General features: G+C 54.9%; 15 protein-coding genes and 1 pseudogene. 11 read left to right on the forward strand and 5 right to left on the reverse strand.

Going from position 1 to position 17,620, the window contains the following annotated elements:
• The first annotated feature begins 54 nt into the window (after positions 1–54).
• The 6 genes from mreC to tldD all read left to right on the forward strand — a co-directional run bounded on the left by mreC (position 55) and on the right by tldD (position 9,037).
• Positions 55–1,107 (forward strand): rod shape-determining protein MreC, encoded by a 1,053-nt coding sequence (mreC, locus tag IBT46_RS16155; RefSeq protein WP_234471967.1) that lies wholly within the window; start codon positions 55–57, stop codon positions 1,105–1,107.
• On the forward strand, positions 1,104–1,592 hold the full coding sequence (gene mreD / locus IBT46_RS16160) for a rod shape-determining protein MreD (protein WP_105592888.1): 489 nt from the start codon (positions 1,104–1,106) through the stop codon (positions 1,590–1,592). The genes mreC and mreD overlap by 4 nt, the downstream gene beginning before the upstream one ends.
• A 9-nt stretch (positions 1,593–1,601) precedes the next feature.
• On the forward strand, positions 1,602–2,195 hold the full coding sequence (locus IBT46_RS16165) for a nucleoside triphosphate pyrophosphatase (protein ID WP_200546519.1): 594 nt from the start codon (positions 1,602–1,604) through the stop codon (positions 2,193–2,195).
• Positions 2,185–3,654 carry a ribonuclease G gene (rng, locus tag IBT46_RS16170; RefSeq protein ID WP_105592890.1) on the forward strand — a complete coding sequence of 490 codons (1,470 nt, stop codon included), beginning with the start codon at positions 2,185–2,187 and terminating at the stop codon, positions 3,652–3,654. The genes IBT46_RS16165 and rng overlap by 11 nt, the downstream gene beginning before the upstream one ends.
• Positions 3,655–3,694: 40 nt before the next feature.
• Positions 3,695–7,489, forward strand: coding sequence for an AsmA2 domain-containing protein YhdP (gene yhdP / locus IBT46_RS16175; RefSeq protein WP_200546520.1), 3,795 nt, complete (start codon positions 3,695–3,697; stop codon positions 7,487–7,489).
• Between the two features lie 102 nt (positions 7,490–7,591).
• Complete coding sequence (gene tldD, locus IBT46_RS16180; protein WP_200546521.1) at positions 7,592–9,037, forward strand: metalloprotease TldD; 1,446 nt, start codon at positions 7,592–7,594, stop codon at positions 9,035–9,037.
• A gap of 80 nt (positions 9,038–9,117) precedes the next feature.
• Here the strand turns inward: tldD and aaeR are convergent, their stop codons facing one another.
• The gene (gene aaeR / locus IBT46_RS16185) at positions 9,118–10,035 is read right to left on the reverse strand and encodes an HTH-type transcriptional activator AaeR (RefSeq protein ID WP_200546522.1); all 918 of its coding nucleotides are present in this window, start codon (positions 10,033–10,035) and stop codon (positions 9,118–9,120) included.
• A gap of 267 nt (positions 10,036–10,302) precedes the next feature.
• On the opposite strand from aaeR, the gene aaeX reads away from it, so the two are divergent.
• The 5 genes from aaeX to IBT46_RS16210 all read left to right on the forward strand — a co-directional run bounded on the left by aaeX (position 10,303) and on the right by IBT46_RS16210 (position 15,320).
• Positions 10,303–10,506 (forward strand): p-hydroxybenzoic acid efflux pump operon protein AaeX, encoded by a 204-nt coding sequence (gene aaeX, locus IBT46_RS16190; RefSeq protein ID WP_105592894.1) that lies wholly within the window; start codon positions 10,303–10,305, stop codon positions 10,504–10,506.
• A 7-nt stretch (positions 10,507–10,513) separates the two neighbouring features.
• Positions 10,514–11,446 (forward strand): p-hydroxybenzoic acid efflux pump subunit AaeA, encoded by a 933-nt coding sequence (aaeA, locus tag IBT46_RS16195; RefSeq protein WP_200546523.1) that lies wholly within the window; start codon positions 10,514–10,516, stop codon positions 11,444–11,446.
• Positions 11,447–11,459: 13 nt separating this feature from the next.
• Positions 11,460–13,418 (forward strand): p-hydroxybenzoic acid efflux pump subunit AaeB, encoded by a 1,959-nt coding sequence (gene aaeB / locus IBT46_RS16200; RefSeq protein ID WP_370569484.1) that lies wholly within the window; start codon positions 11,460–11,462, stop codon positions 13,416–13,418.
• Positions 13,419–13,544: 126 nt separating this feature from the next.
• A complete protein-coding gene (locus tag IBT46_RS16205) occupies positions 13,545–14,999 on the forward strand; it encodes an NAD-dependent succinate-semialdehyde dehydrogenase (protein ID WP_200546525.1) in 1,455 nt (484 codons plus the stop codon).
• 51 nt (positions 15,000–15,050) lie between these two features.
• Positions 15,051–15,320, forward strand: a complete 270-nt coding sequence (locus IBT46_RS16210; protein WP_105592898.1) for a hypothetical protein — start codon at positions 15,051–15,053, stop codon at positions 15,318–15,320.
• Positions 15,321–15,400: 80 nt separating this feature from the next.
• Here the strand turns inward: IBT46_RS16210 and yhcN (IBT46_RS16215) are convergent.
• The 4 genes and pseudogenes from yhcN (IBT46_RS16215) to argR all read right to left on the reverse strand — a co-directional run bounded on the left by yhcN (IBT46_RS16215) (position 15,401) and on the right by argR (position 17,328).
• Positions 15,401–15,664, reverse strand: a pseudogene (gene yhcN / locus IBT46_RS16215) (peroxide/acid stress response protein YhcN).
• Positions 15,665–15,761: 97 nt separating this feature from the next.
• Positions 15,762–16,031: a peroxide/acid stress response protein YhcN gene (gene yhcN, locus IBT46_RS16220; protein ID WP_200546526.1), complete on the reverse strand. Its 270-nt coding sequence runs from the start codon at positions 16,029–16,031 to the stop codon at positions 15,762–15,764.
• A 110-nt stretch (positions 16,032–16,141) separates the two neighbouring features.
• The gene (yhcN, locus tag IBT46_RS16225) at positions 16,142–16,405 is read right to left on the reverse strand and encodes a peroxide/acid stress response protein YhcN (RefSeq protein ID WP_200546527.1); all 264 of its coding nucleotides are present in this window, start codon (positions 16,403–16,405) and stop codon (positions 16,142–16,144) included.
• Positions 16,406–16,857: 452 nt separating this feature from the next.
• A complete protein-coding gene (gene argR, locus IBT46_RS16230; RefSeq protein ID WP_105592902.1) occupies positions 16,858–17,328 on the reverse strand; it encodes a transcriptional regulator ArgR in 471 nt (156 codons plus the stop codon).
• Positions 17,329–17,620 lie beyond the last annotated feature (292 nt).

The raw sequence follows: 17,620 nt of genomic DNA on the forward strand, positions 1-17,620 counted from the left end.
GGCGGGGCGCTGCCCGCACTCCTTTTTCATGTTGTCGAGGAAAACGCCGATTTTATGAAGCCGATGTTCAGCAGGGGGCCTTCCCTGCAGTTACGCTTATTTTTAGCGGTTATAGTGGCAATAGGCGTTATTGTTGCCGATAGTCGTATGGGGGCTTTCACCCAAATACGCACCTATATGGATACCGCCGTTAGTCCATTCTACTTTCTGGCCAATGGGCCGCGTCAAATTCTGGACGATGTTTCTGAAACATTGGCCTCCCGCCAGCAGGTCGAGCTGGAAAACAAAGCCTTACGTCGTGAACTGATCCTGAAGAACAGCGAACTGCTGATGCTGGGACAATTCAAACAGGAAAATGCCCGCCTGCGCGAACTGCTGGGTTCGCCGCTGCGTCAGGATGAACACAAGATGGTGACCCAGGTCATCTCTACTGGCAGCGATCCTTATACCGATCAGGTAGTGATTGATAAAGGCAGCGTAAACGGTGTTTACGAAGGGCAGCCTGTTATCAGCGATAAGGGCGTCGTCGGACAGGTGGTTGCCGTCGGTAAAATCACCAGCCGCGTGCTGCTGATTTGCGATGCTTCCCATGCACTGCCGATCCAGGTGCTGCGCAACGATATCCGCGTGATCGCGGCGGGCAACGGCTGCACGGAAGATTTGCAGCTTGAGCATCTGCCGGGCAATACCGATATTCGTGTGGGTGACGTGCTTGTAACGTCGGGACTCGGTGGGCGTTTCCCTGAAGGCTATCCTGTCGGCGTTGTGTCGTCGGTGAAAGTGGATACGCAGCGTGCCTATACGGTGATTCAGGCTCGCCCAACCGCCGGACTGCAGCGTCTGCGCTATCTGCTGCTGCTGTGGGGGGCCGATCGTAACGGCACTATGCCAATGGCGCCTGATGAAGTTCACCGCGTGGCAAACGAACGTCTGATGCAGATGATGCCTCAGGTACTGCCGCCGGTAAGCGAGATGGGGCCTCCGGCTCCGCCTGCTGTTAGTGACAGTGGTAGCACCGCGCCCGGCACGGCTGCCGTGACGGAACCCGCGCCAGCTCAGGCTGCGCCGGTTCGCCGCCAGTCACCGGTGCGTGGAGGTCAGCCTTGAGTAGCTATCGCAGTCATGGCCGCTGGGTCATCTGGCTCTCATTCCTCGTTGCGTTGGTATTGCAAATCATGCCCTGGCCGGAACAGATTTATATGTTCCGGCCATCCTGGCTGCTGCTGATCTTGATTTACTGGGTGCTGGCGCTGCCGCATCGGGTAAATGTCGGTACGGGATTCGTGATGGGATCTATAATGGACCTCATCTCTGGTTCAACGCTGGGCGTACGTGCGCTGGCATTGAGCATTATCGCGTATCTGGTGGCGTTTAAATTCCAGCTGTTCCGCAATCTGGCGCTGTGGCAGCAGGCACTGATGGTGATGGTGCTGTCGCTAGCGATGGATGTGATCGTCTTCTGGGCCGAATTCCTGGTGATCAACGTTTCGTTCAGACCAGAGATTTTCTGGAGCAGCGTCATCGACGGCATCCTCTGGCCCTGGTTGTTCTTACTGATGAGAAAAATTCGCCGCCAGTTTGCCGTACAATAAAGGACAATTATGGTATCCCTGTATCTGGCTTCTGGTTCTCCCCGTCGTCGTGAACTACTGACTCAGCTCGGTTTATCATTTGAGCGCATCTCTACTGAGGTAGAAGAGCAGCGCCGCGATGGTGAACAGGCCGAACACTACGTCCGTCGGCTGGCGCTGGAAAAAGCGCAGGCCGGCGTGGCCGTTGCCCGCCAGGATCTGCCCGTACTTGGGGCCGATACCATAGTCGTATTACATAATGAAGTGCTGGAAAAACCAGCCGATAAAGATGCCGCAGCCGCGATGCTGGCAAAGCTCTCCGGCCAGACCCATCAGGTGATGACTGCCGTAGCGTTTGCCGACAGCCAGCGGTCGCTTGATTGCCTTGTTGTCACCGATGTGACGTTTCGCTCACTGACACCAGATGATATCAGGAACTATATCGCCAGCGGCGAGCCGATGGACAAAGCCGGTGCGTATGGTATTCAGGGACTGGGTGGAAACTTTGTCAGAAAAATTAACGGAAGTTATTACGCAGTGGTGGGATTACCTCTGGTTGAAACAGCCGAGCTGTTCAGCAGCTTCCTGGCGCTGCGTGAAGTGAGAGGACAAGATGACAGCTGAACTGCTGGTTAATATTACGCCGTCGGAAACCCGCGTTGCCTACATCGACGGCGGCATTTTGCAGGAAATTCATATCGAGCGCGAAGCGCGCCGCGGCATCGTCGGTAATATTTATAAAGGCCGCGTCAGCCGGGTACTGCCTGGGATGCAGGCGGCGTTTGTGGATATCGGTCTGGAGAAAGCCGCTTTTCTTCATGCTTCAGACATCATGCCGCACACCGAATGCGTCGCGGGCGATGAACAGAAAAACTTCTCGGTGCGGGATATCTCCGAGCTGGTTCGTCAGGGGCAGGATCTGATGGTGCAGGTGGTGAAAGATCCGCTGGGCACCAAAGGCGCGCGTCTGACCACCGACATTACGCTGCCATCACGCTATCTGGTGTTTATGCCGGGAGCCTCCCACGTCGGCGTTTCACAGCGCATTGACAGCGAAGCCGAACGCGACCGCCTGAAAGCGGTGGTCTCCGGCTACTGTGATGAGCTGGGCGGCTATATTATCCGCACCGCGGCGGAAGGCGTGGGTGAAGAAGAGCTGGCCTCGGATGCTGCGTTTCTCAAGCGCCTGTGGACCAAAGTGATTGAGCGTAAGAAGCGCAATCAAACCCGCTACCGTCTGTACGGCGAGGTGGCGCTTTCACAGCGTATTCTGCGTGACTTTGCCGGCGCGGCGCTGGATCGCATTCGTATCGACTCACGTCAGACTTTCGAGCACCTGGTGGAATTCACCAGTGAGTACATCCCGGAAATGACCGCGAAGCTGGAGCTGTATACCGGCAAGCAGCCGATATTCGATCTGTTCGACGTGGAAAATGAAATTCAGCGCTCGCTGGACCGTAAGGTTGAGCTGAAATCCGGTGGTTACCTGATTATCGATCAGACCGAAGCGATGACCACCATCGACATCAATACCGGTGCGTTCGTTGGCCATCGTAATCTTGAAGAAACCATCTTCAATACGAATATCGAAGCCACACAGGCCATCGCCCGGCAGCTGCGGCTGCGTAATCTCGGCGGTATTATTATTATCGACTTTATCGATATGAGTAATGAAGACCACCGCCGCCGGGTGCTGCACTCGTTGGAGCAGGCGCTGAGCAAAGATCGGGTGAAGACCGGCATTAACGGTTTCTCTCAGCTTGGGCTGGTGGAAATGACGCGCAAGCGCACCCGCGAAAGTATTGAGCACGTGCTGTGTCAGGACTGCCCGGTGTGTAAAGGCCGCGGCACGCTGAAAACGGTAGAAACCGTGTGCTATGAAATTATGCGTGAGATCGTTCGTGTGCATCATGCCTATGACTCCGATCGCTTCCTTGTCTACGCTTCCCCGGCGGTCGGTGAGGCGCTGAAAAGCGATGAATCGCATGCGCTGGCAGAAGTGGAAATCTTCGTCGGCAAGCAGGTTAAAGTACAGATTGAGCCGCTCTATACGCAGGAACAGTTTGACGTAGTGATGATGTAGAGTAAAAACTGTTACCCCGGAACGAAACAAGGAGAGGCATGTGAGGCAACTGCCGAGGATTTTGCTACTGACTGGCGCAACGTTAGTTGTGGTTATTGCGCTGCTGGTCAGTGGCTTACGCCTGGTGATGCCGCATATGAATACCTGGCGCGAGCCGATTCTTGAGCGCGTATCGGCCGCGGCAGGCGGTAAGGTAACGGCCAGTTCGCTGTCTGGAAATTGGGAATCTTTCGGTCCGCGCCTGGAAATTAAGGATATTCAGGCGGCGCTGTCTGACGGCGGCAGCGTCAGTATTCAGCGCGTCACGCTGGCACTGGATGTCTGGCAGTCACTGCTGCATCTGCGCTGGCAGTTTCGCGATCTGACCTTCTGGCAGCTTAATCTGGTCACCAACACCCCGCTAACCGGCGGCGGCGGTCAAACCGATTTACAGGCCGATCGCCTCAACAACCTGTTCCTGCGGCAGTTCGATCACTTCGACCTGCGCGACAGTGAAATCAGCTTCGTTACCCCTTCCGGCCAACGTGCCCAACTGGCAATTCCTCAGCTCACCTGGCTTAACGAAAGTAACCGCCACCGGGCCGAGGGGCTGGTCAGCCTTTCCAGCTTTACCGGCCAGCACGGCGAGGTGCAGGTTCGCCTCGATCTGAGTGACAGCAACGGTTATCTCGATACCGGCCGCGTATGGATGCAGGCCGATGATGTGGATGTGAAGCCGTGGCTGGGGCAGTGGATGCGCGATAATACCAGCCTGGAAAGCGCAAAATTCAGCCTTGCCGCATGGATGGAAGTGAAAAACGGTGAGGTCTGGGGTGGCGATGTCTGGCTGAAGCGAGGCGGAGCAAAGTGGGAGGGTTCCGATCGGCCGCACCACCTGCGCGTGGATAACCTGACTGCGCATATCAGCCGCTTTAACCGTGGCTGGCTGCTTAACATCCCGCAAACGCGCTTTATCACCGACGACAATCCGTGGCCAAAGGGTCAGCTTTCCATGCTCTGGCTGCCGCAAAGCAGCGACCTGCCGGGGCCGGATAAGCAGGCGGAACTGCGCGTGCGCGCCACGCATCTGGATTTAGGTTCGCTTGACCCGCTGGTTCCGCTGTTTGCCAAACTGTCGCCGGAACTGCTGGAAAACTGGCGCGCGCTGCAGCCGCGCGGTGAGATACAGTCGCTGGCCGCCGATGTGCCGCTGAACCAGCCCGAATTGACCCGTTTCCAGGCACGCTGGCAAAACCTCAGCTGGCAGCAGTGGAAGCTGCTGCCGGGCATGGAGCACCTTAACGGTTCGCTTTCCGGCAGCGCGGCGGACGGTCAGCTGGCGTTTGCCGTACAGCAGGCGACAATGCCCTACGGCGATATGTTCCGCGCTCCGCTGGAAATCAGCCGGGCTTCCGGTGCGCTGAACTGGCAGCATAATGCCGACGGACTGACGCTGTCCGGCGAGCAGCTTGACGTACAGGCCCGTTCGCTCTGGTCCCGCGGTGATTTCCATTACCAACAGCAGAAAGGTCAGTCCCCGCGCCTGGACATCCTGGCCGGTATCAAGCTGACGGATGCCGCCGATGCCTGGCGCTACTTCCCTGAACCGCTGATGGGCACGTCACTGACCAACTACCTCAGCGGCGCGCTAAAAGGCGGGCAGGTGGATAACGCCACGCTGATCTTCGCCGGGGACCCGCATCAGTTCCCGTTTAAACACAACGAAGGCATGTTTGAAGTGGCGGTACCGCTGCGAAAAGCTACCTACGAATTCGAACCCGGCTGGCCACTGCTGGAAAACCTGGCGATCGATCTCGATTTTGTGAATAACGGCCTGTGGATGAAGGCGGAAGAAACAAAGCTGGGTGAGGTGCAGGGGCGTAACATCTCGGCGGTCATTCCTGATTATCTGGAAGAGAAACTGCTGATTGACGGTGAAATCAGCGGCGGCGGTGACCAGGTTCGCGACTATTTCAACGATTCGCCGTTAAAGTCATCGTTGGGTGCCGCGCTTGATGAACTGCAGGTTGGCGGAAATGTGAGTGGTAACTTACATATTGATATCCCGCTGGATGGCCAGCAGGTGCGCGCGACCGGCGACGTTAACTTCAGAAACAACTCGCTGCACATTAAACCGCTGGAAACCACCTTTGAGCAGCTTAGCGGGCGGCTCACCTATGATAACGGCGACTTGAAAAGCGATCAGATGCACGCCCGCTGGTTCGGTCAGCCGCTGGCGGTCAGCTTTAACACGCTGGAAGGCGAGAAAGACTATCAAATTGGCGTGGATCTGCAGGCCGACTGGCAGCCAGGCGAGGTCAATGCGATACCGGGATCGGTAAGGTCGCAGCTGGCGGGGAATCTGCCATGGCAGGGCAAAGTTCAAATCACGCTACCGCATGGCGGCGGTGCAAATTATCAGGTTGATATTGACAGCGACCTGAGAAATGTAAGCAGTCACTTACCTGCACCGTTGGATCTCAGCAAGCCTGCAAATACGCCAGTCAAACTGGTTGCTAAAGGTAATCTCAATAGCTTCGAGCTTAGCGGTTCAGTCGGCAGCAGCCATCGTTTTAACAGCCGCTGGCTGCTGGGCAAACAGCTGCGCATCGATCGCGGTATTTGGGAGAACGATGCCAAACGCACGCCGCCGCTGCCGGAGACTCAGGGCATGGTACTGAATCTGCCCCCGCTTGACGGTAGCGCATGGATGGGGCTTATGGCCGCTGCCGGTTCGGAGAGTGGAAAAGCGGGCAGCAGCGCGTTACCGGGCGATATCCGGCTGCATACGCCCGCTCTGACGCTGGCGGGGCAGCGATGGCAGGATCTCAACGTTACGCTAAGTCAGGATGTTGCTGGCGACACGACGGTCGCGGCGAAGGGGAAAGAAGTGGAGGGGACGCTGATGATGAAGCGCTCGGCCCCCTGGATCGCTCAGCTCAAATATCTCTATTACAACCCGCAGTGGCAGACCTCGGGCGGCGGTGCTCCGCTGCCAGCTGATACCTCCAGCATCGACTTCAGCCGCTGGCCAGCACTGAATCTGAACTGCGCCGAGTGCTGGCTGCGCGGGCAAAAATTTGGCCGCATGCAGGCTTCTCTGACGCCGACGGGCGACACGCTGAAGCTGGAAAACGGGCTGATTGACAGCGGTAATGCACGCCTGACGGTTAACGGTGAGTGGGTAAATCGTCCGGATGGTCAGCGCACTTCATTGAAAGGTGTCCTGAGCGGCAAAAAAATCAACGAGGCGACCAACTGGTTCGGCATTAGCAGCCCGCTGCGCGATGCGCCGTTTAACGTCGACTACGATCTGCACTGGCGTTCTGCGCCGTGGCAGCCTTCGGAAGAAACGTTGAGCGGGGTGCTGAAATCGCACCTTGGCGCGGGGCAGATTACCGACGTCTCAACCGGGCGTGCCGGTCAGCTGCTGCGCCTCGTCAGTTTCGATGCGCTGATCCGCAAGCTGCGTTTTGATTTCAGCGACACCTTTGGTCAGGGCTTCTGGTTTGATTCGATTAACGGCACCGCCTGGATAGAAAATGGCGTGATGCACACGGATAACCTGCTGGTGGATGGGCTGGAAGCGGACATTGCCATGAAGGGCAAAATGGATCTCGTAAGACGGCAGATTGATATGGAAGCGGTGGTCGCGCCGGAGATTTCTACAACGGTCGGGGTTGGCGTGGCCTTTGTCGTTAACCCGGTTGTGGGGGCTGCCGTGTTTGCCGCCAGCAAGGTGCTGGGGCCGCTGTGGAATAAAATTTCAGTACTGCGCTATCACATCACCGGGCCAATTGATAAGCCTGAAATCAATGAGGTACTGCGCAAGCCGCGAGAAAACGACGATAAGTGAATTTGACGTGGCTATGGAATTGCCTCACGCTGTAAACATAGCGAACCTAAATGAATATTGAGGGCCAGTCGCATCTGGCTCATCCATACTGAGTGAGAATTCATGAGTCTGAATTTGGTGAGTGAGCAGCTACTGGCTGCCAATAATATTAGTCATAACGATCTGTTTGCCATTCTCGGCCAGCTCTCCGAGCGCAAGCTGGATTACGCCGACCTCTATTTCCAGTCCAGCTATCATGAATCCTGGGTGCTGGAAGACCGCATCATTAAAGATGGCTCCTACAATATCGATCAGGGTGTGGGCGTGCGCGCGGTAAGCGGCGAGAAAACCGGCTTTGCCTATGCCGATCAGATCACCTTGAATGCGCTGCACCAGAGCGCAACGGCGGCCAGAAGCATCGTGCGTGAACAGGGCAACGGTCAGTCGCACACCCTGGGCGCGGTGCTGCATCGCCCGCTGTATCCGGCGCTCGATCCGCTGCAAAGCCTGACCCGCGAAGAAAAAATTGCCCTGCTGCACCGTGTTGACAGTACCGCGCGCGCAGCAGATAAGCGCGTTCAGGAAGTTTCAGCCAGCCTGACCGGTGTCTACGAACTGGTGCTGGTGGCGGCCACGGATGGAACGCTGGCGGCGGATGTCCGTCCGCTGGTTCGTCTGTCCGTCAGCGTACAGGTTGAGGATAACGGCAAGCGCGAACGTGGTTCCAGCGGCGGCGGTGGTCGTCATGGTTATGAGTTCTTCCTGGCGAATGAAGACGGTGAAGTTCGTGCCGACGCCTGGGCGCGTGAGGCGGTCCGTATGGCGCTGGTTAATCTGAACGCCGTAGCGGCCCCGGCAGGCTCCGTACCGGTGGTACTGGGCGCAGGCTGGCCGGGCGTGCTGCTGCATGAAGCGGTGGGTCACGGCCTGGAAGGCGACTTCAACCGTCGTGGTACTTCGGTATTCAGCGGTCAGATGGGGGAGCTGGTGGCTTCCGAACTCTGTACCGTAGTGGATGACGGCACCATTGAAGGGCTGCGTGGTTCGCTGGCCGTTGATGATGAAGGTGTTCCGGGACAGTACAACGTACTGATTGAAAACGGTATTCTGAAAGGCTACATGCAGGATAAGCTCAATGCGCGCCTGATGGGCGTTAAGCCAACCGGTAACGGCCGCCGTGAGTCCTATGCGCACCTGCCGATGCCACGAATGACCAACACCTATATGCTGGCCGGTAAATCGACGCCGTCAGACATTATTGCCAGCGTTGAATATGGTCTGTACGCGCCGAACTTCGGCGGCGGTCAGGTGGATATCACCTCCGGTAAGTTTGTGTTCTCCACGTCGGAAGCCTATCTGATTGAGAACGGCAAAGTGACCAAGCCGGTGAAGGGCGCAACCCTGATCGGTTCCGGCATTGAGGCAATGCAGCAGATTTCGATGGTCGGTAACGATCTGGCGCTGGATAAAGGCGTTGGCGTCTGCGGTAAAGAAGGGCAGAGTCTGCCGGTTGGCGTCGGCCAGCCAACGCTGAAGCTGGATAAAATCACGGTAGGTGGCACGGCGTAACTCAACGCCGGTTTTCTCGCAACGTTCTGTTATTTAATTCGGGCGATCGCACAGGCGGCCGCCCGATTTTTTATGTCTTGCTATACCTTACGAAATTCCCGGTAGATCTCATCCACCTTATCGAAGTAACTGATAAGGTAGTTAATACACACCTGAACTTTCAGCGGCAGCTTGTCTTTTTGCGTATAAAGCGCATAGACCGGGCGTGGCATCGAATGATAGTGGGTAAACAGGATCTCTACCTCACCGGCATTAATCTCTTCAATCACCCACATCAGCGGTACGTAGGCGATACCGGTCCCGGCTTTCAGCCAGCGAATTAACGTCTGAGCATCATTGGTGGCAAAACGCCCCTGCGGCGATAAGCGAACGGACTTGCCTTCCGGCGAAGTCAGTTCAAAGTCGTTGTCTGTCCGCACGCTGTATTCAAGCCAGGAAAAGTTACTGATATCCCCTGGATTTTCCGGCGTACCGTGCTGTGCCAGATAGCTTTTTGCTGCACAGACCACCATCGGCATCGATCCCAGACGTTTGGAAAACAGTCCGGAATCCTGAAGAGCACCCACACGCAGGACCAGATCCAGACCATCGGCGATCAGGTCAGGGGCCGGAATACCGGTGACCAGATTAATTGTCAGGCCGGGATATTCTTTCAGCATCTCCACCGTCATCGGGGCCAGCAGGTTTTGCGACATGGTGGAAGAGCTGCCGATGCGCAGCGTACCGATAGGCGTATTATTAAATGCCCACAGCTGTTCATGAACCTGCTGAACTTCCGATAGCATTCTCCGGCAGCCCTGAAAATAGATCTTCCCTGCTTCGGTCAGGCCGATGCTGCGCGTGCTGCGATTAAGTAATTTAACCTGCAGCTCATCTTCCAGCCGGGCGACGATCTGGCTGACCGCCGAGACGCTAAGCTGTAGCTGCTGCGCCGCAGCGGTAAATGAACCTAACTCCACCACTTTGGCGAAAACGGACATGCCTTTGAGTCTTTCCATTATTAACCCTGGCTTAAAAGTGATTTACATCACATTTGGTAGAAAACTTATAGTCAAGCGCGTTACTATAGCAGCGCCGGACTACCGTTCTGAAGTCCTACTCCCTATTTTAAAGCTCACTTTATAAGCTACTATTTTGTGAGTATCGGTTGTGATCCCGGCCCGACTTCGTGGCCATCATCAGCCTGAACTTTAAACTGCCCTGAAACAGGTGGGAGTTCGTTATTGCGTCTTCGTATTCCGGCACTGTTTTTACAAGGATAAGAGATGAGTGTGCTTCCTGTTATCGTGGTTTTCGGGCTTTCTTTTCCGCCCATTTTCTTTGAAATCGTCGTGTCATTGATGCTGTTCTGGCTGGTTCGTCGCCTGCTTATGCCGACCGGACTCTATGACAGGGTCTGGCATCCAGCGCTGTTTAATACCGCGCTTTACTGCTGTCTGTTCTACCTTGTATCCCGCTTGTTCGTCTGAGGTCATCGTGAAAGCACTAATAAGAAAAATTTCCCGGTTCGCCATTACCCTGATTTTGGTGGCGATTGCGGTGGTTCTGATTTTCCGCGTTTGGGTGTTTTACACCGAATCCCCGTGGACCCGCGATGCGAAGTTCACCGCTGATGTGGTCGCGATTGCACCCGATGTGAGTGGCCTGATCACCGATGTGCGTGTGCGTGATAACCAGCTGGTTGAGAAAGGCCAGGTGCTGTTCGTGATTGACCAGCCGCGCTATCAAAAAGCGCTGGACGAGGCGAATGCCGACGTTGCCTATTACCAGGCCATTCTGGATGAGAAACGTCGCGAAGCGTCTCGTCGTAACCGGCTTGGCGTTTCCGCCATGTCGCGTGAGGCTATCGATCAAGCCAACAATGATTACCAGACCACGGAGCATCAGCTGGCGAAATCCATCGCCACGCGCGATCTGGCGAAGCTGGATCTGGAACGTACCGTGGTGAAGGCACCGTCGGCGGGGTGGATCACCAACCTGAACGTCTATGCCGGTGAGTTTATCACCCGGGGTTCCACGTCAGTGGCGCTGGTCAAACAGGATTCGTTCTATGTACTGGCCTTTATGGAAGAGACTAAGCTGGATGGTATTCGTCCTGGCTATCGTGTTGAGATCACGCCGCTCGGCAGCAACCAGGTCATTCTTGGCTCCGTTGACAGCATGGCCGCCGGGGTGACGAACAGCAGCAGTACCGTTGATAGCAAAGGCATGGCGACCGTCGATTCGAATCTGGAGTGGGTACGTCTGGCACAACGTGTGCCGGTGCGTATTCGCCTGGACAAGCAGCCGGGTAACCTGTTCCCGTCAGGCACCACGGCGACCGTTGTGGTCACCGGTGCGCAGGATCGCCAGGAAAAAGACATCTCCCCGCTGATGAAACTGATGCATCGCCTGCGCGAGTTTGGCTAAGGTGGAGTAAATGATGCAGTGGTATCGTCTGCGATTTCCCATCAAGCTGACTTTTGCCATCATTCTGGCGCTGTTTGTGGGCTTTGAATTCAATCTTGAAACTCCGCGCTGGTCGGTGATGACCGCCGCGATTGTTGCCGGCGGTACGGCCTTTGCCGCCGGGGGCGATCCCTTCTCCGGGGCGTTGCGCTACCGCGGTATGCTGCGCATTGTCGGGACCTTTATCGGCTGTATCGCTGCACTGACCATTATGATCGCCACCATTCGCGCACCGCTGCTTATGCTGCTGCTGTGCTGCCTGTGGGCCGGCGTGTGCGTGTGGCTGTCATCGCTGATCAAGCTTGAGAACTCCTATGCCTTAGGCCTGGCCGGCTATACCGCGTTGATTATCGTGGTCAGCGTTGATTCCAGCGGTTCGCTGCTGCTTGCGCCGCAGTTTGCCGTAGAGCGCTGTAGCGAAATCATTATTGGTATTGTTTGCGCCATTCTCGCCGATATGCTGTTTTCGCCGCGATCCATCAAGCAGGATATCGATCGCGAGGCTGATGCACTTCTGCTTGAGCAGTATCGGCTGATGCAGCTTTGCGTCGCCCATGCCGACAAGGATGAAGTGGATAAAACCTGGGCTGGGCTGGTTCGTCGTACCACGGCTCTGAAAGGAATGCGTTCGCTGTTGATGATGGAGTCGGGCGGCTGGCCGAAGGTGGAGCGCCGAATGGCGGTGCTGAACACGCTTTCGCTGACGTTGATTACCCAAGCCTGCGAAACGTTCCTGATCCAGAACTCCCGTCCGGAATATGTGCCGCCACAGTTTCTGCTGCTGTTTGAAAAGCCGGTAGAAAGCACGGCAGACATCCATAAGCGGATGAAGATCATGCGCCGGATTATCACCGTCAGCGGCAGCAAAAATACACCGGCAACGATTCGCAGCTGGGTCGCTGCGGCCAGCCGCTATTTGCTGTTGCTGAAGGGTATCCACACCAACAGCAGCATCAGCCGTATCGAAGAAGAGGTGCTGAATGCCGAGCCGGTGGTCAGAATGCGTTCGGCAGAATCCCGGCACGCTATTATCAACGGTGTTCGTACTTTCGTTGCCACGGCCGTGGGTTCTATATTCTGGCTGTGGACCGGCTGGGCCTCCGGCAGCGGGGCGATGATTATGCTGGCGGTCATTACCGCTCTGGCTATGCGTATGCCAAACCCGTTGATGATGGCTAAGGATTTCCTCTACGGGATGATTTTTGCCGTTCCGCTTGGTGCGCTGTATTACATGGTGATCATGCCCGCGACGCAGCAAAGTATGCTGCTGCTGTGTATTGCTCTTGGCGTGATGGCATTTGTGGCCGGTATCTTTATTCAGCGGCGTCAGATCGGCACGCTGGGCGCGCTGGTTGGCACAATTAACATTTTGACGCTGGATAACCCGATGACCTTCCACGTCAGTACTTTCCTTGACGGTGCGCTGGGGCAGGCCATTGGCTGTTTTGTGGCATTGTTGGTGATTCTGCTTATTCGCGACAGCTCCAAGGCACGTATAGGCCGCACGCTGCTGAATCGCTTTATGTATGCGGCGGTGTCAGCGATGACCACCAATACGGCGAGGCGTCGGGAAAACCATCTGCCTGCGCTGTATCAGCAGCTGTTCATGCTGCTGAATATCTTCCCGGGCGATATTGATAAATTCCGCCTGGCGCTGACGCTGATTATTGGCCATCAACGCCTGCGCGACGCGGATATTCCGATTAATGACGACCTGTCGGCCTTCCATAAACAGCTGCGCCACACCGCTGACCGGGTTATTTCGGCGAGTAGTGATGCGAAGCGGCGTCACTATTTCACCCGTCTGCTGTCCGAGTTCGATATTTACCAGCAAAAGCTGGCGCTGTATGAGGCACCGATTAGCGTGACCGAACCGGTTGCCCGGCTTGCCCAAATGCTGAAAAAATACCAGAACACCCTGATCCAGATTTGATCCTTCCGCCGGTAGCACGGGCTACCGGCACCGCATTTTCCTCCTGCCGATATCACTCCGTCACAAAACGGCATGGGTTTGCCATCTATACTTATTGAGATAACGGCAATCAAAACAGGAGGAATCATGACGATCTCATCATTTAAGGATAATGAACTGTTCCAGACCGGATACCTGGCGGCAGGAGAGTGGCTGCAAACGGGGTTCACGTTCCCGGTATTCAACCCTGCCACTGGCGAAACCATCGCTGAAGTTGCTAAAGCCGGTAAAGCAGAAACCGAACGAGCGATTGCAGCCGCGGCGGCGGCCTTACCCACCTGGCGAGCGAAAACGGCAAGCCAGCGCTCGGAAATCCTGTATCGCTGGTATCAACTGATGCTGGAAAATAAAACCTGGCTGGCGCAGCTGATGACCGCCGAGCAGGGCAAACCACTCAAAGAAGCTGAAGGCGAGGTGCTGTATGCCGCCAGCTTTATTCAGTGGTTTGCCGAACAGGCCAAGCGCGCCAATGGTGAAATTATTCCACCTGCCCGGCCCGGAACGCGCATTCTGGCCACCCGTGAACCGGTCGGCGTGGTGGCGGCCATTACACCCTGGAATTTCCCGATGGCGATGCTGACCCGCAAGCTGGGCCCGGCGCTGGCCGCAGGCTGCACGGGGATTATCAAGCCGGCCAACAATACTCCGTTGTCCGCATTCGCACTGTTAGCGCTGGCGAAAAAAGCCGGTGTACCGGACGGTGTACTTAATGCGGTAGCCGGCGATACCGCCGCCATCAGCGACGCGATTATGACCAGTAAAGAGGTGAGAAAAATCTCCTTCACTGGTTCCACGCAGGTCGGCAAGCTGCTGATGCGCAACGCAGCGGAGACAATGAAAAAAGTGTCGATGGAGCTGGGGGGCAATGCCCCGTATATCGTTTTTGACGACGCGGATATTGATGCTGCGGTTAAGGGGGCGATTGCCAATAAATTCCGCAACGCCGGTCAGGTTTGCGTCAGCGTCAACCGCTTCTATATTCAGAACAGTGTTTATGATCGCTTCGTGGAACGGCTGGCCGAAGAAGTGAAAAAGCTGAAGGTTGGTAACGGAGTCGAAGAGGGGGTCGTTGTCGGGCCGTTGATTGAAGCTTCCGCATTGAAAAAGGTGGAAGAGCACGTTAACGATGCGGTGGCAAATGGAGGGCGCATCGTGGTCGGTGGTGCCCGGCACGCGCTGGGCGGAAACTTCTGGCAGCCTACTGTGATTGCCGATGCCAGTGAAAAAATGAAACTGGCGAAGGAAGAAACCTTTGGCCCGGTTGCCGCCTGTTTCCGCTTCGATGATGAAGACGAGGTGATTCGTCGTGCCAACGACACCGAGTTTGGTCTGGCGGCGTATTTTTACACGCAGAACCTGCAGCGGGTATTTCGCGTATCGGCGGCGCTGGAAAGCGGCATGGTGGGCATTAATGAGTGTGCAGTATCGACCGAACTGGCTCCCTTTGGCGGCATAAAAGAATCAGGCCTGGGGCGTGAAGGGTCGGTGCTTGGGCTGGAGGAGTTTCTTGAGGTAAAAGCCCTGCATATCGGTGGACTGTAACCCGACGGGCGACGAGTGTCGTCCGGCAGTTTTTTCAGCGGAGCAGCCTTAATGAGAAAAGAGATTTTTGACTTTAATGTGATTGTCGATCGCGCGCATTTTTATCGTCAGTTCAGCGAGCGCTTCGCTCTTGAGCCACACGGTATTACCGATCTCGACAGCTTATGGGATGTGCTGATCGCGGCGAAGGTGCCGTTGCCGCTGGAAATTGAGTTTATTCATCTGGGAAGTGGGCAGAAGCGGCGCTATGGTGCGCTGATCCTGCTGTTTGACGAAGCTGAAGAGGAGCTGGAGGGCCAGCTCCACTTCAATGTCAGATAGTCTTTATCAAAAAGGGCCCCGGCGAACGGGGCCAAAGAGTTCGTCATAGGCGGCTATCAATGGATAGCCTCGACGAGGAATTACTTGTAAATCTCAGCGGTCACGTGCCAGTTGTCCTGATTGCGGGCTTCTACCACGCGATAGGCGCTGGCACCCTGCATATCTGCTTTCTATGACAGCTGCTGGCGAATATCCGAGGGTACTCCGGCCACACCGCTTAGCGTAATTGTCCCCGCAGATTGCAAGTTCTCTGCCTGTTGGCTATTGACCAGTTCGGCGGCAGAAGCGCCGAAACCGATCATTGACAAAAGACTCAATGCAGCGATGGTTGTTTTGATTTTCATAGATTATCTCCCATTTGCAATCAACAACCTACGGGCTACGTCATAATGACCAGGTCGTCGATACCACCACCGGATGCTACGCATCCGGCACGATCAATTATTTGTACAGTTCAGCAGTCGCGTGGTAGTTGCCATCATTATGCGCTTCGATCACGCGATAAGAGCTTGCACCTTGCTGGTCAGCTTTGTCTGACAATTGCTGGCGGATATCGCTTGGCGCCGCATCGATGCCGCTGACGCTGATGGTGCCGACAGATTGCAGATTCTGTTGAGCAACCTGATCGTTAGTCACCAGTTGTGCAGCGCTGGCACCGAATGAAAGAACAGAAGCAAGACCTAAGGCAGCGATAGTAAATGTAGTTTTCATGATATTGACTCCAGATAAGGTTTTCGGTAACCGAAAGGGCTAAAAAGCATTTATTATTCTTGGGGTTACCGTACTAATTTTTTCACACTGAATAACTTTTCAAACCGATATTATTTGTAAATCTCGGCGGTGGCGTGCCAGTTACCGTTCTGATAACTCTCGATAACGCGGTATGCACTGGCACCTTTCTCCTTCGCTTTGCTATCCAGCGCCTGGCGGATATCCATTGGTGAACCGGCGACGCCGCTGACGCTGACCACACCGATTGACTGGAGATTCTGCGCCTGAGTGGCGTTAACAGATTCGGCGGCAAATGTACCGAATGACAGAGCAGAGAGTACGCTTAGAGCGGCAATAGTAGTTTTAACGTTCATGATTTTATTCCTCGTCAACTGTTTTTATCTTTTTAGTTACTGTGATTCTCATCACGGAAATAAGTATAGATCTGATAACGGGAAATATTAATAGCAGGCTAATAATATTTTTCTGGGATTTATTGCAACTGTGTGCGGTTTTAATAACCACTAGTTATAAGAAGTGCTTATATTTTGCTCTGGGTTTGTTAAATTCACGTAAAAACATCAACCTGGATGACTTTAACTATTTGTGCGGTTATTTGCGGGCGATCACACAGGTGAAATAAATGGTGCTTTGCCAGACAGGCTGTTTTCTCGCGAAAAGCCAGTGATATGTGCTGACAGGCGGGGGCGGTGGATCGACGACTGAAGTAAGAGCTGCCTTGCGACAGCTCATAAATACCTCGGTAACAGGTGTTAGCACGAGGTTAAGCAATGGGGCATAACAGGAGTGCTTTTAACTCTTTCCTTTAAAGCTCCTGTTCGAACAGGACCAGGATTGCATCATGCAGCTGCTTGACGGTAAAGGCGCGGGCAGGGGTAATGAAGATGGTATCGTCCCCGGCGATAGTACCCAGAATACCTTCGGCTTTTCCCAGTGAGTCGAGCAGGCGGGCAATCAACTGAGCGGCTCCCGGACTGGTATGGATCACGACCAGGGCATCATTGAAGTCGACATCCAGCACCAGGTTTTTCAGCGGGCTGGTGGTGGTGGGAACGCCAAGTTCAGCCGGCAGGCAGTACACCATTTCCATTTTCGCATTACGGGTGCGAACCGCGCCAAACTTAGTCAGCATCCGCGAGACTTTAGACTGATTGATATTCTCGAAGCCTTCTTCCTGCAGTGCATTGACGATTTCGCCCTGCGAGCTGAATTTTTCTTCTTTCAGTAAGGCCTTGAACGCCTTAATCAGTTCTTCTTGCTTTGATGGGTTACGCATAGGTTACCGATAAAAAGGAAGTGAATGGGGGAACCCCAAGCGGGATAGTACATTATTATGCAATTAAATGAATTTTTATGCAAACTTGAATTGTGGTGCGAGGTGAAAGCCTGGCAGGGAGCCGAAGTCTAACAAACTTTGGCACTGAAAAGAAATCTAACGGGCCGGTACTACTTTGCACAATAAGTGAACAATTTGTTATAAAATTGATGTTGTTCGGATAAGTGCTATAGGTGTAAGGTACGCCGGATCACGATGTCTGCATGTTGCAACGACTGGCGACCAGCGATAA

This window comes from Erwinia sp. S38, assembly GCF_016624545.1.
Classification (GTDB): Bacteria; Pseudomonadota; Gammaproteobacteria; order Enterobacterales; family Enterobacteriaceae; genus Erwinia; species Erwinia coffeiphila.

Bases quoted from the DNA above. Each gene is read 5' to 3' on its own strand.
- IBT46_RS16205 (WP_200546525.1), top strand. From the start codon at position 13,545: ATGACGATCTCATCATTTAAGGATAATGAACTGTTCCAGACCGGATAC.
- yhcN (WP_200546527.1), bottom strand. From the start codon at position 16,405: ATGAACGTTAAAACTACTATTGCCGCTCTAAGCGTACTCTCTGCTCTG.
- mreC (WP_234471967.1), top strand. From the start codon at position 55: ATGAAGCCGATGTTCAGCAGGGGGCCTTCCCTGCAGTTACGCTTATTT.
- aaeB (WP_370569484.1), top strand. From the start codon at position 11,460: ATGCAGTGGTATCGTCTGCGATTTCCCATCAAGCTGACTTTTGCCATC.
- rng (WP_105592890.1), top strand. From the start codon at position 2,185: ATGACAGCTGAACTGCTGGTTAATATTACGCCGTCGGAAACCCGCGTT.
- IBT46_RS16165 (WP_200546519.1), top strand. From the start codon at position 1,602: ATGGTATCCCTGTATCTGGCTTCTGGTTCTCCCCGTCGTCGTGAACTA.
- yhcN (WP_200546526.1), bottom strand. From the start codon at position 16,031: ATGAAAACTACATTTACTATCGCTGCCTTAGGTCTTGCTTCTGTTCTT.
- tldD (WP_200546521.1), top strand. From the start codon at position 7,592: ATGAGTCTGAATTTGGTGAGTGAGCAGCTACTGGCTGCCAATAATATT.
- argR (WP_105592902.1), bottom strand. From the start codon at position 17,328: ATGCGTAACCCATCAAAGCAAGAAGAACTGATTAAGGCGTTCAAGGCC.
- aaeR (WP_200546522.1), bottom strand. From the start codon at position 10,035: ATGGAAAGACTCAAAGGCATGTCCGTTTTCGCCAAAGTGGTGGAGTTA.
- aaeX (WP_105592894.1), top strand. From the start codon at position 10,303: ATGAGTGTGCTTCCTGTTATCGTGGTTTTCGGGCTTTCTTTTCCGCCC.
- IBT46_RS16210 (WP_105592898.1), top strand. From the start codon at position 15,051: ATGAGAAAAGAGATTTTTGACTTTAATGTGATTGTCGATCGCGCGCAT.